Genomic DNA, 15,078 nt, shown 5'->3' with positions numbered 1-15,078 from the left:
GTGCACCTGTACTACCACCATTCAAGTATGTCGCAGATGTTTCTATTAAGGTTGCAGAAGCGGTTGCTAAAACTGCACAACAACAAGGTCTTGCACGTGCGAAAGAAACAGATATGGCTAAGGCTGTACGCGATTTAAAGTGGTATCCAGAGTATCGTTAAGCAAAAAATAAACCTCCTCTCAATGCATGTTTTCATGCTTTGAAAGAAGGTTTTTATTTTACTGCTCTATGTTTCTAATATATCTTTTTAACATCGTTAACATCTTTTCATCAAGCGAAAGTATGAATACTTCCCCTTTGTTTAGATATAACGCTACTTTATGGCTACCATCAGAGTAATCTCTGCCTTTTTCGTTATTTGCATTCAACTTGATAGATTGAACATCTTTTACATTGCATCTAGCAAGTGCCTTGCGTGCTTCTTTGTGGAAGATTGCATCGATGGTTAATTCATCGTTGACTAAGATATATTCGTATTCTTCATATAGACGTAATCGTAAATATACATAGAAGAATAGCAGTGTGATAGCAGATCCAATCCAATAGAGTGGTTTTGTAAATCCAGCTATTAAAAATAGTATACATGCAAGCAGGTCTGCTACTACATATAAAACATATTTTATTTCCGGTCTATTTCTTTTTACCGCTAATTCATAGTATGCATCATTCATACGCTATATTACCTAATTACCTGTTCTGTTTCTTTATCAAAGAGATGTGCCTTATTCATATCTAATGCAAACTTCGCAACATCACCTTTTGTTAATGCTGTATTTGGATTTACTCTAGCAATCATCTGCTTTCCTTCAACATCGAAATATAAGAAGATTTCTGCACCGAGTAATTCGTATACTTTAATTTCCGCTTCAATCGTGTTGTCGTAATCATCCAACTGATATAGTTTGGAATCATATACATTTTCTGGACGAATACCTAATACGATTGTCTTACCAACATAACCCTTTTGACGTAGCAATTCTCCTCTTTGTGCAGGTAAGCGAAGATTCTTCTTTCCAACCCGTAATTGAATCGTATCTCCTTCTTCAACCACAACTGCATCTAAGAAGTTCATCTGTGGAGAGCCGATGAAACTTGCGACGAATAGATTATTTGGTTTTTCATATAGATTCTTTGGTGAATCAACTTGTTGCACAACACCATCTTTCATAACGACGATACGTGTTCCTAATGTCATCGCTTCAGTCTGGTCATGTGTAACATAGATAATTGTAGCACCTAATCTTTCGTGTAGTTTTGCGATTTCGATACGCATCTGTACGCGTAACTTCGCATCCAAGTTAGAAAGAGGTTCATCCATCAGGAATACTTTTGGATTTCTAACGATGGCTCTGCCCATCGCAACACGCTGTCTTTGTCCACCAGATAAAGCCTTTGGCTTACGATCTAACAATTTTTCTAGGTCAAGGATTTTAGCTGCTTCCATAACAAGACGCTTAATCTCTTCTTTAGGAACCTTATGTAATTTTAGACCAAATGCCATATTCTCATAAACTGTCATGTGTGGATATAATGCGTAGCTCTGGAAGACCATCGCAATATCTCTATCCTTTGGCTCAACATCATTGACAACTTTTCCATCGATTTCTAGTGTTCCGGATGTGATTTCTTCTAGGCCAGCAACCATACGTAATGTTGTTGACTTACCACAACCAGATGGTCCAACAAAGATAACAAACTCTTTATCCTGAATTTCTAGATTAAAGTCTTTGACCGCATGGACTCCATTGTCATATACCTTATTAATATTTTTCAATGATAGACTTGCCATTCTTATTTCTCACTTTCTTGCCAACGTGCATCTAAATCCACTTCAAACATACGTTTCCACGGCATCTGTACATTCATAATTTTAATTTCTGATGCGATTGATGATAGATATTGTTTTGTGAATTCTTGTAATTGTTCATTTACCATCTGACTTACAACACCATCTTTTTCTTTCACATCAAAGTAATTCATGCCTGCAGGTAAGTTATTCTTTACCTGTGTTCTCACCTTTGCACAATATCCGGCATCTTCAAGATATCTTTGTACAATGAAATCCATTTGATTTTGTGACTGTCCATAGTATAGGGAGTTTACTGCTTCCGCGATCGCAGTACCGATTGTATTTGCGGAAGTATTCCACCCTGCATATCCATTCACTTTTAGAAGTAGTCCATTGTTATTGAGCAATTGAATCAGTGATAAATCTGCACCGTTTGCGTATGCATTATCTGCGATAGAAACGACTTTCCCTTCCGCAAGTCTCATCTTAATGAAACGTAGGAATTCTGCTAGATTTCGATCAATCGAATAACTCGTATGAATAGAAGGTTGATACTCTGCTTCTTCCATATTCTCAGATGGTGCGTTGATTGCCAAAATAATATCTGCTTGTTCAAAGCTGAATGTCTGTTGACAACCTGCTGATAGAATATGATAGGAAACTGTAGAATCTAATGGAAAGCCTTCGTATAGAGGAATAATCTGTTTAGACTTTTCACATGCGTATTTTACATATACTTTTGGGCATTCCCCTTTGATTGTATTTAACATGCGTGCAAATAATGTAAGTTCTACTTCATCTGCACCTGGGTAAATTAACACTCTATCAATAAGACCCAATTCCTGTATCTTTTCACGGATTACTTTTTGATCCATTGCAGGATATCCGTATGTAGTGGAATCATCTTGTGGTATTACTAGGCTATCTAAATAGCCTTCACGCAATAGATCAATGACATACATATTCATCTGACGATTAATTTCTCTACGTGAGATAAAATCTTCGATGTATTCTTCTGGAATTTCTTTTGTCAGTTCACTGATACGTTGCCCTTGTGAAATCCCAACCTGATGCATGTTTACTGCCTCACCCAAATCGTGAATCTGTTTACCATAGTATTCATAATAATCAGGTTCTTCATCTGAACTAGAATAACTAGGACAACGCATAATACATTGGAATGCAAAGATTTTTAAACTTGGATTCTCTTTCTTCAGTTCTTTGATTGTATCTAGTTTTTTCTTTAGACCTTCTTCATCTTGATGATGAATACGTGATGGAATTAGTCCTCCATACAACAACATATCCATGGAGATGATCAAACCATAGGCATCCTTGCATTCTTTACACAGGAAATCTTTGATGATGTTATAATCTGCACCATCTTTTTTAAAACCTAATGTCTGAGGTTCAATAATTTGTATTTCTTCATTTTCAAATAAGCGCTTTGGGAACTTATAGTTACATGGTCTTTCATCCATGGGTAATAAAACAATCTTCTTCATAACATCATCCCTTTACAGCGCCACTTACTGCTTCGATATAGTTCTTTTGACATACGATAAATACGATGAGTACTGGAATAATAGAGATGATTGTACCTGCTGCGACATATCCAAATTTGTAACTAAAGGAACCATTTAGATATTGTAATGCGGTTGCGAGTGGATATTTATTTGGATCTTGTAAGACGATGATTGGCCATAAGAATGCATTCCAGTAACCAATAAAGTCAAAGATTACAATTGTGGAGATACTTGGCATAATACCTGGTAACATAATCTTCCACCAAATTCTAAATTCACTTGCGCCATCAATTCTAGCAGCTTCAATCAGTTCCCTTGGAACTCCAAGATACGCTTGACGCATCAAGATAATACTAAATGTCTTTACTGAGCTTGGTAAGATAACACCTAGTAGTGTATTTAATAGTTTTAGTTTTGTGATTGTTAAGTAATTGATAATCATTCCCGCAGCTGCCGGAATAATCATTGTAGAAACTAGGATACCAAAGATAATCTTCTTTCCTTTAAAGTTCATCGTTGCGAGCGGATAAGCACACATGGATGAAAGTAAAACATCCAAGAAGATACCACCCAATGTAATAATTACAGTATTATGTACATACTTTCCAAGGTTCATATATTGGATAACACCAATATAGTTTGAGAAAGTAAAATCTTCTAACTTGAAATGTAAATCATAAATATTTGCGCCTGTACGTAAGGAAGATAGTAGTAGCCAAATAAACGGACCAGCACATAAGATAGCGATTGCGATTAAACAGATATAAGAAAATATCAAATTCACGATATCTTTCTGACGTAATTTCTTTTTATTCATTATTTGACATACCTCCTTTCTTACCATATACAAACACAGCAATACTTAACGTACTTGTGATAATTGCCTGTAAAGCACCGATTGCGGCAGCGTATCCAAATTGGAAGTCACCGAAGGCCTTTACGTAGGAATAGTAGTTGATAACCATCGTTGCGTTATTTGGTCCACCCTTGGTCAATACGAATACAACATCGAATACACCAATTGCGGAAATAACAGAATTTAAAGTACATAACCAGATATATGGTTTCAATAATGGAATTTTGACTTTTACAATTGTTTCTAAATTTGTAGCGCCATCAATCTTAGCAGCCTCGATCAGTTCCTGAGGAATACCTTGTAGGCCTGCTAGATACATCATCATGTAGTATCCTAACCCTTGCCATAATGTAATAAACATCAAGCACGGCATTGCCGCATACTTGTCACTTAAAAAGCCAAATGGTTGTGTAATCCAGCCTAAATCCATCAATAAGGTATTGATAATTCCATGTGAGTCGAAGATAAATCCCCAGATGATAGATACCGCTACCATGGAAGTGACGACTGGAATGTAGAAGAGTGTACGGAATAAACTAATTCCTGGTATTTTTCGATTTACAAATAATGCGATTAGAATCGATAAAATCTGGATGATTGGTACAATGACAACAAATACAATTGAGTTCTTTACCGCAATCAAAAACTCTCTATCTTGAAAGGCATTAATAAAGTTTTGGAAACCCACAAACTTTGTTTCTCCTAAAACGGAGTAGTTATAGAACATTAATATCAAACTTCCAATGATAGGTATGATTGTAAAGACTGTAATGATAATCAAAGCTGGTGTCATGAAGGCATACGCCGTTCTTGTTTCTCTTCTTTTTCTTCGAGATACCATTTTATTTGTGAGACTCATGCATATCCTCCTTGTGTATAAATATGTTTCCCCGAGCTAGATTGTGCTCGGGGAAACATCAATCGTTACTTCGCTTCGCTGAGAATCTTGTTTACATCTTCTTCTGCTTGTTTGAGTGACGCACGGATATCTTCACCGTTGATAATGCTTGCTTCGTAAGCCTTGTTAACGGCTGTAGCGATAGCATCTTGGCTAGCGATACCTAATGAGAAGTCCTGAGAAGTTAAGCTTGCCTTTGCGGACATTGCGCTTGCTTCGCCTTCTAAAGTAGATGTATTAGATGTGAAGAATGGATCTTCAGAAGCCTTTTTTGTAGATGGGAAAATAGATACAAGTTTGCAGAAAGCTAGCTGGTTATCATCGTTTGTAACATAGTTAGCAAACTTGATAGCTGCTTCATGATTCTTACTTGCTGTAGGAACAACTAAGTTCATTAATGGGTTTCTGCTTAAACCGTTAGAACCTGTTAATGGTGTAGATACATTGATGAGTTTGTATACATCTGGTGCTTCATCCTTGATTCTGCCTAAAGATGAACCTGATGAACTTACGATTGCTAACTTACTGGATTCAAATAACTTCAAAGCTTCATCCCATGAACCCCAGTTTGTCTTAGGAAGTACGCCCTTGTCTGTCAATGCTTTGTATTGTTCAAGTAATGCGACTGTCTGGTCTGTATTGAAAGCTGCCTTCTTACCATCCTTAGATAAGATGTCGATATTTTCAGATACTAACATGTTAAAGAATCCATCTGGTAAGAATAGGTATGCGCCTGTCTTATTGTAGAAGTCTTCTGCTTCTTTCAATGCTTCTGCGTATGTGTGAGGTTCTGTAATACCAGCCTTTGCCATTAGTTCCTTGTTACTGAACATGATATCTGGTGAAGCATACCATGGGAATGCATACACAGAATCACCAATCTTAGCTGAATCCCATAAGCCTTCATTATAAATTGCCTTTTGTTCTGCTGTAGCTTCCTTATTTAAATCCACAAGTGCGCCCTTACCAGCTAATGTTAATGCGAATTGTGTATTGAGGTTTACTACATCTGGTGCTGTTCCACCTGCAACTGCAGCTACTAATTTTGATTGCATATCTGCGTAAGGAATATCTGTCCAGTTAACCTCTACATCTGGGTTTTCCTTCTCATAGTTTGCAATCATTGTTTTAAAATAATCTTCGAAATTTGCCTTTAGATCGATTGTCCAGAATTCGATCTTTGTCTTGTCTGTGCCTGCCTCTGATGCTTTCTTGCCACAGCCTACTAAACTACTTACAGCTAACGTGGCCGCAAATACTGCACTTAATAATTTTTTCTTCATGTCTTTCCTCCTGTGAATTATTTAAGTGGTTGTGATGCCTCACAGTTTTGATGTTGAGACGATATGTGACCATAGATTATAATTCAGTCTTTCTATCGAGCTATCATCAAAATAGTGAAAATCTAAATGTTCCTCTTCTAGTTCGTCTATTTTTGTAACCTCTCCTTTCTGATATGCCAGTAATTGCTCACGTACATCGATAACTCTCTGCTTTAACCCACCCAAACGCACAGCTTGTACCTCAAATCCTTGATTGTGATTTTCTAGATACCATTGATGTTTGAATGCATTGTAGAAAGTTTCGATACGTTTGACTAACTCTGGAAGTATTTGATTAACAATCTTATGCAAAGCTTGTAAATCGTTCTGTTTGTATGCATGATAGATTTCATTCCCTAAGTTTAGTTTTATTTCCAATACTTCTATCAGTGCCTTTACCGTATCGAAGTAGTAAGATAAATCACTTGTTGTATTCGATACGTTAGAAATCTTTGGTAGAACAGATTGAATTTCATCAACCATTTCTGATTTTGCGATGGAGTCGAATGTACCTTGCAGCAAATCGTTATATAAGAAATATTTACTTGCATTGTTATGTGTAAAGCCATCCTTTGTGCATGGATTCACTTCATCAATTGATAGGAATGTATCAAGAGATATTCCTGTTAACACTTCAAAGCACTTCTCACTCATGTGATTGCCATAAATTTCATTTGCATTTACAAATAGTGCTGGCAAGATTGCGAAGAGTGATGTCTCTGCACCATCATCGCCCCATGCCGCAAAGGTAATTGCATCAATATGATTTTCAATACATGCTTGAATTGCAGCTTTACATGCATGAATGCTGTAGCGATTATGCGGAATAAATCCCGTCCACTTCCAAGCGCCTCCTACAAATGAGATGTTATGTGATAGCTTTTTATGTAGTTTTAGATTATCCGCATAATGTTGTTTATCTGTTGAGTAATAATCCCAATAAGCTAAATTTACATCTTCTGGAACTTTGATTTTTTGAATTTGTTCCTGACTTAGATTGTAGTAACTACCGTTTGCCGCAAGGCGGAAGAACATATCGCTCCACATCTGTAGTTCAAAATTGTATTTACTAGCAATCTCTCTTACCGTTTGTAAGTGTTGATTCATAATTTCCAAACGGTTTTGATAACCATGTTCACTTAGGTATTTGCCTAGGCCTAACATGAATGCTTCATCCATTCCAATGTTCACTTTTCGTGAATGGAATGCTTTGTCTAATGTTCTAAATAGATTTTCTAGGTATGTATATGTGCGAGTTGATCCAACAAGTAAGATATCATCGACATCAATCATCTTCTGATATTCTTCATATCGAACAATTTGATTCAGATGTGCTAATGTCTGCACGTATGGTCGCAAATCGATTCCGTACTGTTGTGCATATGTATCTAACTCTTGAATATCTTTTACTGTATACGCTCCTCTTTGATAGCCAATATATGGTTCACCATCAATCTTTAACGTATCCTCCATGTACAGACCTAGAAATGTGTATCCCATAAAGGATAGATATCGAATAAATTTCTTCAATGTTGATATTTTCGGTACTGCATTTCTAGAACAGTCCACCATTACACCAAGATCTTTTACTACACTTGTTGCTGTTTCATCATACTTTGTCGTTGTTAGTGAAAGTAGTGCACGATTTCTTTGTGAGATGGATGAATAAACAATTTCAATTTCATCATCACTAAAATGAATTTGATAACCATTGACTGTATCCTGTTTAAAAATGATCTTTTTTTGATTGAGATATGGCTTTAACCAATGATTTTCCTCTAAGAGGGATTGTAGATTTGTTTTATCTAGCATGTCTTCCATAATTTCATTATAATTATGATATGTTGAAAGCGCTTTCTATTGTTTCGAGTTTTATGAAAGTACTTTCTAAATAGACTCTCATAAAAATTTTTCGTGTAATATAGTGTTATGAATTTATTGTCTAAACTTACATTTTTACCACCATGTAGTCTGGTAAATCATCATTATCAATTTAAGTGGTCTGCCTCTGGTTTTCAGTTTGCGTTTTCTGGCAAAACGATTGAACTTCAAATCACTAGTCATCATACATTGTACGGCCCTGTTATATTAGCAGTATTTGTGGATGATGAGGTTTATCATAAGATTGACTTAATCGAAGGTAGCCATGCATATACAATTCCATTTTCAAAGAAAGAAATCATGCATGTGAAAATCATCCAGATTACTGAATTACAGTATGGATTCTTTCAATTAGAAGATATACAAGTGGATGGAGAAATATCTAAGTGGGATAAAACTCATGAATCAATTCTCTGGATTGGTGATTCTTTATCTGCAGGTTACGGCTTAGAATCTGATACTACACCAATTGTATTCAACACACACTTTGAAGATTGTACGCATGCATATCCTTATCTAGTTTCACATGCATTAAATACGACTCCAATTATTATCGCATATAGCGGTAACGGTATTCTTTCTCGTTGGATTCCCGAAACAGAAGAAAAGGTTAATGATGAAGATATTCTACCAAGTATTTTCCCTTATGATTTGGAAGAAAATCCTTCTTGGGTCATCATCAACCTCGGAACCAATGACGCCTCCTATACAAGAGGTATCCATGAGCGTGAACAACGTTTCCAAAAGTTATATATCGACTTTATTCAAACGTTAAAAACAAAATTTCCTAACGCAAAGTTCCTACTATGTTATGGTCTTATGGAAGAAACATTACTTTCTTCCGTTCAAAAAGTTGCTGAAGAAACTTCTAGCTTATTTTTAAGATTTGAAACTGCAACTGAAAAAGATGGCTTCTGTTTTGCAAGCCATCCAAATAAAGCATCTCAGTTAAACGCAGCAAATACTCTCATCCATTTCATTCGTACACATAACGAGGAAACCCTATGATTCGAAACATCCGATTAAATACAAAAACAAAACAAATCATTCAAAGTGTTTATCCTACAATGTCCTCTTTACAGCAGAGTATTGCGGATTATTTCCTGGAAAATACCGAGCTTTTAGATTTCTCTTCAAAGCGTATTAGTAAGATCCTTTACGTCTCTGAACCTACTCTATCCAGATTTGCACAGAAGTGTAATTTTAAAGGCTATCGTGAATTCATTTATGAATACAGCAATGACCTTCAAAACTGTGAATTTGATTCATCAGATGAAAACCAGCATATTAAAGAGAATATCCAGAGCCAGTACTTTGATTCTCTTAAAAATAAATGTATTGAGATTGCCGAGCAAGATTTTGACCACTTACAGGAAATTTTTGATCAATCCGAGAAGATATATGTTTATGGAGAAGGATTTGCGTCAACGATTGCCAATACATTCCAATATCGTTTAATCAATCTTGGCTATGATATTTCTATCATCCCAAACGTAGATTTCTTACAATTACGCTCGCAACTCATTCAACATAATGACTTGTTTATTTATATCTCCATGCAGGATGAACCCACAATCGATTCGGTATCCTTCACGCATCTACTCACGCACGAACCCTACGCGATTTACATTGGACAGGCAAATACCAAGTTAGATAAGAAGCCTACCTTCACGGAGTTCTACCAAATTCCCAATACGAAGGATACCGTATGTAGTCCACTCATTCCATTTATTGTCTTTATTGATTTACTGGCAAATTATATACAATTTAAATCTAAAAAATAAAAATCGGCACCATACCGATTTTTACTTTTTAGATACCGTCTTCTGTTTCAACTTCTTTGTGTTGAACAAGTTCAAAACGCATAACTTGTGTCTTACCTGTCTCAATTGTCTGGGCAGCTAAGGAATCAATATCATTTGCAAAGCTTCTTGTTAGGTTAGCTTCAACAATCATGCCTAAGTTTGAACCAGATAATACGACAATCTTGTATTGTTCCTGAAGCTTCATCGCAAGTTCAACAGAAACCTTAAAAGGTGAACCACCAACTAAGTCTGTAAATACAAGAATTCCATCTGTGCAATCCTTCAAGGAAGCGAAAGCTGCTTCTAATTTTTTTTCGAGATCATCTGTAGAATCTTCTTGAACGAAGTCTACCGCATGATAATGTTCTGGTTTACCACCAATGAGTTCTACTGAGCTTGTTAGTCCACTGGCAAAATGTCCGTGTCCTGTAACAACAATACCAATCATATTATTCCTCCTTATTTAGAATATGGATATAAGATTACACCCTTTACAACACGGTTAACCTCGCCCGTTGGACATGGATTATCCGGTGTGAAGTGATTACGAATTGACGCAAATAATGCCATCAATTGTGCAACGATAATAAAGTCTAAACCTACAAAGACATTATCCTTCGCTGGTGTATCAAAACAATAATAATAGTTCGCAAGAGATTTTGCTAGTTCACATGGCGTATTGCATACAACCATAATGCGATTTTCTTTGCGTTGACCTGACATTTCTTTCAATAAGTCAAGTTCATATTGTCTTTGATATTCACCATCAGAGAGATATAGAACTGTTAATGTTGTGTTATCGATGATGGACTTAGGACCATGGCGGAAACCTAATGGTGTATCATACATCGTTACAATCTTACCAGCATTTAATTCCAACATCTTTAGTGCAGATTCCTGGGCAATACCCTTCAATGTATTTGTGCCTAAGTATACGATTCTACCGAAGTCAAACGCACCGTCGAATTCCTTGATAGTAGGCCAATCTTCTTCAACAAGTTGTTTTGCGGCGCCAATCACATCGTTTACAGCAGCGACTGTTTCATCAAAGTGATCTAGGTTAAAGCAGAGTACTGTTGCAAGATACATATTTGTAAAGCTTGATGTCATCGCAAAACTCTTATCCAATGTTTCAGGTGTTAAATTAATTGCGAGGCAACGATCACCTTCTGTATTTGCACGTTTGCTTAAAGCACCGTCTTTATTACATGTAATGAATAAATGATATAGATTGTCATTCACTGCTTCTACAGATTGAATTGCGCCAATCGATTCAGGGGAATCACCTGAACGACCATAGCTGATTAATAAAGTTGGCTTATGTGCAGATACATAATTCTCTGGTGTAGCTGTTAAGTCTGTTGTAGCATAACTCTTTACCTTGTAGTTTAACTTGCGATTTAAATAGGAATATAATGCGTTTCCAACAAACTCACTGGTGCCAGCACCTGTCAAAATTACATCATAGTCTTCCTGATGAATAACTTTATTGATAAATGACTGAATCTCTTCTGCACGTGAGCGTACTTGTTCGATTGTCTTCTCCCAAGTTGAAGGTTGTTGATGGATTTCTGTGGCTGTAAATGTTGCCTTTAATGATTCTAATTCTTCATTTGTATAATTAAATATGGACATTGTTTTCCTCCTTTTGTGCCTGTCTTATCTGATTTGTATTATAACAATCAGAAATTACGATTAGAATAAATTAACTGAAAGATGTCAAATCATTATCGAAAAGTATAAGTGTCAAAAGAGATAAATAAAATCAATAGTGCTATGATAAACGTAGAAAGTAATTCATGAGGGAATAAAAATATGTTTATTAAAAGTAATCGTGTATGGATAGCCGGTGACTTTATCCCAGCTGTCATTGAAATTTCTGAAGGTAAGATCCAGGGGATTTACCCTGCTGAAGATCATACTGCAGATGTTGATTATGGTAATCGTCGTATTGTGCCAGGATTTATTGACATCCATTGTCATGGTGCGTATGGCTATGATACAAACTACGCAGAACCTGAGGGACTTAAGAAATGGGCAAAAGGAATTCCAAGTGAAGGTGTTACTGGTTTCCTTTCCACAACAATCACTGAATTAAACCCAGTACTAACAAAAGCCGTTAAGAATGTTGCGGCTGTTAAGCGTGAACACGTAGCCGGTAGAGATGGCGCTGATATCATCGGTATTCATTTTGAAGGTCCATACCTTGATATGAAATACAAAGGAGCACAACCACCAGAAGCTATCGTTCCACCACACGTAGATGAATTTATTCAGTACCAAAAGAACGCAGAAGGACTCATCAAAGTAATTACATTAGCTCCTGAACACGATCCAGAACTTGCACTTACAAAATACTGCAGTGCACATAACGTTGCGGTATCAATCGGCCACTCAGGTGCAACCTTCCAAGAAGGTATTATCGCTGTCGCAAATGGTGCAAAATCTATCACACATACATACAATGGACAATCTCCATTCAACCACCGTGCAAATGGTGTAACTGGTCTAGCACTACGTCTTCGCGATTTGTATAGCGAAGTCATCTGTGACTGTAACCACTCAACACCTGAAGCACTCAATATCTTCTTTAATGCGAAAGGCAAAGACCATGCAATCATGATCTCTGATGCGCTAATGGCAAAGGGATTTGAACCAGGCTCTAAGTTTATGTTCGGTGGACACGAAATCGAAATCTATCCTGATGGAAGTGCACACTTAACCGAAAGTGGAAGTCTAGCAGGTTCTACAATGCGTATGAACGAAGGACTAAGAAACTTAGTTGAAAGAGCTGGCGTTCCATTTGATGCAGCCCTCAACGCTGCCACAATCAACCCTGCAACACTATTAAACATGCATGATCATATCGGCAAGTTATGTACAGGATTTGATGCGGATATCGTTGTCTTAAACGATGACTATAGCGTTGAGGAAACCTACTGTAAAGGTATTGCGCAACTTCAAAAATAGGTACTTCTATGACAAAAAGCCCAGATAAAAAAAGACCATCCATCTTTGATGATGGTAGTGCGCAAAAGCGTGGCGCGATTGCTGGAAGAAATATCTACATCGATGATAAAGGACAAACCATCATGTATATTTCCCGCACACAAACAGGATATATTCTAAAAGAGAAAGATGCGAAGAACTTCAATCTCTATCACAATCGCATCGCACTTGGTATCGCAGTAGCGATGTTACTGATGAGCCTAACAAGTGATTGGAGAATCTCTATTATCGCAGGCCTTGTGCTATTTGGAGTACTACAATATCGCTTTGTAAAATCTTGGTTACCAACATTACCACAGATTCCTAACTTTAAGCCAAAACAGAAAAAGTCATTCATTGAAGGACTTGTAGAAACAAACAATAAAGGACGTTGTATTCTACTCGCTGTATTGTATGCTTTATTAGGTATCTTACTTGTAGTAAATGGAATCATTATTAAGAGTGATATCGTTGTCATTATCTTTGAAGTAGCTACTATGCTTGCATGTTTATACATGAGCGCACAGTATATTATCGCAATTTCGAAAATGAAATACTAAAAAGATGAGTTGAGGTTCTCCTCAACTCATTTTTCATTCATCTCTTTACGAATTATTTCAATATGGATACTTCTTGAAGTGCTTGGTATAGGGTAGCCATTTCCTGTATATCTTCTTTCGTACTACCAGCAAAAATACTACTTTCAAATATATTCTTTTTATCTCTTGCGATGAAAATTAACTTATGATGACTTAGATGAATTTCTAATACTGTTTTCATCTTATTTTGATTGATTGCGACAGATTGTACTTCCTCTTGATATTCTCTACCATCAACCGCATCAATCAAAATGGTCTTTCCACTAACCTGTACTGTATATTTGCGGATACAATATCTTTTGACTAAACTCATGATTGAAAAGCCGATGATTACGCCCAATATCGCAACCCAGCCAAATCCTGTTAATGATTTTGATAAGGGGTGATAGTCAGGTATGAAATACCACATAACAGCTCCCAAAATAGATGTTGGTAACATTAGTGCAGCAGGAAAACAAATTCCCATTATCATTTCGTCACGTGGTTCACTTGCAAAAAATGTATATTTTTTCATACTTCTAGAATATCCTATTTACTATAAATTTCAATAATATCCATACATCTATACACTAAAAATGTAGCAGATATTTGATCTACTACATTTGAAGAAACTCTTTTATTATTCTGTAAAGTACTCAACCGCCGCCTTAAACAACAACTGTTGATCTTCGATATCCGGTACATTCTTATAAAGGTTATCTCCATTACGTTCAGAGTGTCCCATCTTACCAAGGATGCGTCCATCAGGTGAGGTAATTCCCTCAATCGCATAGACAGAATCATTTGGATTGAAATGGATATCTGAAGTTGGTTGTTCTTCAAAGTCAACGTACTGTGTCGCAATTTGACCATTATCAATTAGTGTCTGAATAACATTATCTTTCGCAACAAATCTTCCTTCACCATGACTAATCGCTACTGTATGAATATCTCCAACATTCATATATTTCATCCATGGTGATTGATTACATGCAACTCTTGTCTTAACGAGTTTGGATTGATGTCTTCCGATTGTATTAAATGTCAGAGTTGGACGGAATTCATCTGGTTCCATAATCTTACCGTATGGTACAAGCCCAAGTTTTACAAGAGCTTGGAATCCATTACAGATACCAATCATCAAACCTTCTCTATGATTAAGTAAGTCTTCTACAGCCTCTTTAACCTTTGGATTTCGGAAGAAGGAAACGATAAACTTCGCAGATCCGTCTGGTTCATCACCACCAGAGAAACCACCTGGTAATGCGATAATTTGGCTACGATGGATTGCTTCCACAAATCTTTCAACACTATCTTCAATATCTTTTGCTGTTAGATTCTTAATCACAAAGATTTCAGCTTCAGCACCCTCACGCTTAAATGCACGTGCAGTATCATATTCACAGTTTGTGCCTGGGAATACAGGAATTAATA

Annotated in this window: 15 protein-coding genes; 4 read left to right on the top strand and 11 right to left on the bottom strand. The window is 36.5% G+C overall.

Going from position 1 to position 15,078, the window contains the following annotated elements; all coding sequences use genetic code 11:
- Positions 1-219: 219 nt before the first annotated feature.
- The 7 genes from RWM19_RS08630 to RWM19_RS08600 all read right to left on the bottom strand — a co-directional run bounded on the left by RWM19_RS08630 (position 220) and on the right by RWM19_RS08600 (position 8,204).
- Positions 220-672 carry a hypothetical protein gene (locus RWM19_RS08630; RefSeq protein ID WP_313986021.1) on the bottom strand — a complete coding sequence of 151 codons (453 nt, stop codon included), beginning with the start codon at positions 670-672 and terminating at the stop codon, positions 220-222.
- Between the two features lie 8 nt (positions 673-680).
- Complete coding sequence (locus RWM19_RS08625) at positions 681-1,790, bottom strand: sn-glycerol-3-phosphate ABC transporter ATP-binding protein UgpC (RefSeq protein WP_313986018.1); 1,110 nt, start codon at positions 1,788-1,790, stop codon at positions 681-683.
- Between the two features lie 2 nt (positions 1,791-1,792).
- On the bottom strand, positions 1,793-3,295 hold the full coding sequence (locus RWM19_RS08620; RefSeq protein WP_313986015.1) for a DUF4127 family protein: 1,503 nt from the start codon (positions 3,293-3,295) through the stop codon (positions 1,793-1,795).
- Between the two features lie 4 nt (positions 3,296-3,299).
- Positions 3,300-4,133 (bottom strand): carbohydrate ABC transporter permease, encoded by an 834-nt coding sequence (locus RWM19_RS08615; RefSeq protein ID WP_294020330.1) that lies wholly within the window; start codon positions 4,131-4,133, stop codon positions 3,300-3,302.
- Positions 4,126-5,031 carry a sugar ABC transporter permease gene (locus RWM19_RS08610; protein ID WP_313986012.1) on the bottom strand — a complete coding sequence of 302 codons (906 nt, stop codon included), beginning with the start codon at positions 5,029-5,031 and terminating at the stop codon, positions 4,126-4,128. The genes RWM19_RS08615 and RWM19_RS08610 overlap by 8 nt, the downstream gene beginning before the upstream one ends.
- Before the next feature lie 65 nt (positions 5,032-5,096).
- Complete coding sequence (locus RWM19_RS08605; protein WP_313986009.1) at positions 5,097-6,353, bottom strand: sugar ABC transporter substrate-binding protein; 1,257 nt, start codon at positions 6,351-6,353, stop codon at positions 5,097-5,099.
- 39 nt (positions 6,354-6,392) lie between these two features.
- Positions 6,393-8,204 carry a beta-N-acetylhexosaminidase gene (locus tag RWM19_RS08600; RefSeq protein WP_313986006.1) on the bottom strand — a complete coding sequence of 604 codons (1,812 nt, stop codon included), beginning with the start codon at positions 8,202-8,204 and terminating at the stop codon, positions 6,393-6,395.
- A 117-nt stretch (positions 8,205-8,321) separates the two neighbouring features.
- Here RWM19_RS08600 and RWM19_RS08595 point away from each other — a divergent pair, with 117 nt between their 5' ends.
- Together RWM19_RS08595 and RWM19_RS08590 are read left to right on the top strand one after the other, a co-directional pair.
- The gene (locus RWM19_RS08595; RefSeq protein WP_313986003.1) at positions 8,322-9,281 is read left to right on the top strand and encodes a GDSL-type esterase/lipase family protein; all 960 of its coding nucleotides are present in this window, start codon (positions 8,322-8,324) and stop codon (positions 9,279-9,281) included.
- On the top strand, positions 9,278-10,057 hold the full coding sequence (locus RWM19_RS08590) for a MurR/RpiR family transcriptional regulator (RefSeq protein ID WP_313986000.1): 780 nt from the start codon (positions 9,278-9,280) through the stop codon (positions 10,055-10,057). Before RWM19_RS08595 ends, RWM19_RS08590 begins: the two co-directional genes overlap by 4 nt.
- 28 nt (positions 10,058-10,085) lie before the next feature.
- Here RWM19_RS08590 and RWM19_RS08585 read toward each other — a convergent pair whose 3' ends face one another.
- Together RWM19_RS08585 and RWM19_RS08580 are read right to left on the bottom strand one after the other, a co-directional pair.
- Entirely contained in the window at positions 10,086-10,526 is a 441-nt protein-coding gene (locus tag RWM19_RS08585) for a PTS sugar transporter subunit IIA (protein ID WP_294020338.1), read from the bottom strand.
- Between the two features lie 11 nt (positions 10,527-10,537).
- On the bottom strand, positions 10,538-11,713 hold the full coding sequence (locus RWM19_RS08580; protein WP_313985996.1) for an SIS domain-containing protein: 1,176 nt from the start codon (positions 11,711-11,713) through the stop codon (positions 10,538-10,540).
- A gap of 180 nt (positions 11,714-11,893) precedes the next feature.
- Here RWM19_RS08580 and nagA point away from each other — a divergent pair, with 180 nt between their 5' ends.
- Together nagA and RWM19_RS08570 are read left to right on the top strand one after the other, a co-directional pair.
- Positions 11,894-13,048: an N-acetylglucosamine-6-phosphate deacetylase gene (nagA, locus tag RWM19_RS08575; RefSeq protein WP_313985994.1), complete on the top strand. Its 1,155-nt coding sequence runs from the start codon at positions 11,894-11,896 to the stop codon at positions 13,046-13,048.
- 8 nt (positions 13,049-13,056) lie between these two features.
- Positions 13,057-13,626, top strand: a complete 570-nt coding sequence (locus RWM19_RS08570; RefSeq protein WP_313985991.1) for a hypothetical protein — start codon at positions 13,057-13,059, stop codon at positions 13,624-13,626.
- Positions 13,627-13,678: 52 nt separating this feature from the next.
- On the opposite strand, the gene RWM19_RS08565 is transcribed toward RWM19_RS08570, so the two are convergent.
- Positions 13,679-14,179, bottom strand: a complete 501-nt coding sequence (locus tag RWM19_RS08565) for a hypothetical protein (protein WP_313985989.1) — start codon at positions 14,177-14,179, stop codon at positions 13,679-13,681.
- A 105-nt stretch (positions 14,180-14,284) separates the two neighbouring features.
- Positions 14,285-15,078, bottom strand: a 794-nt coding sequence (locus RWM19_RS08560; RefSeq protein ID WP_313985987.1) for a phosphoribosylformylglycinamidine synthase subunit PurQ, incomplete at its 5' end; no start/stop codon positions are given.

Source organism: uncultured Solobacterium sp. (assembly GCF_963517755.1).
Classification (GTDB): Bacteria; Bacillota_I; Bacilli_A; order Erysipelotrichales; family Erysipelotrichaceae; genus Bulleidia.
Note: the sequence above shows the minus strand (reverse complement) of the source record. Positions and strands in the feature narration are given on the sequence as shown.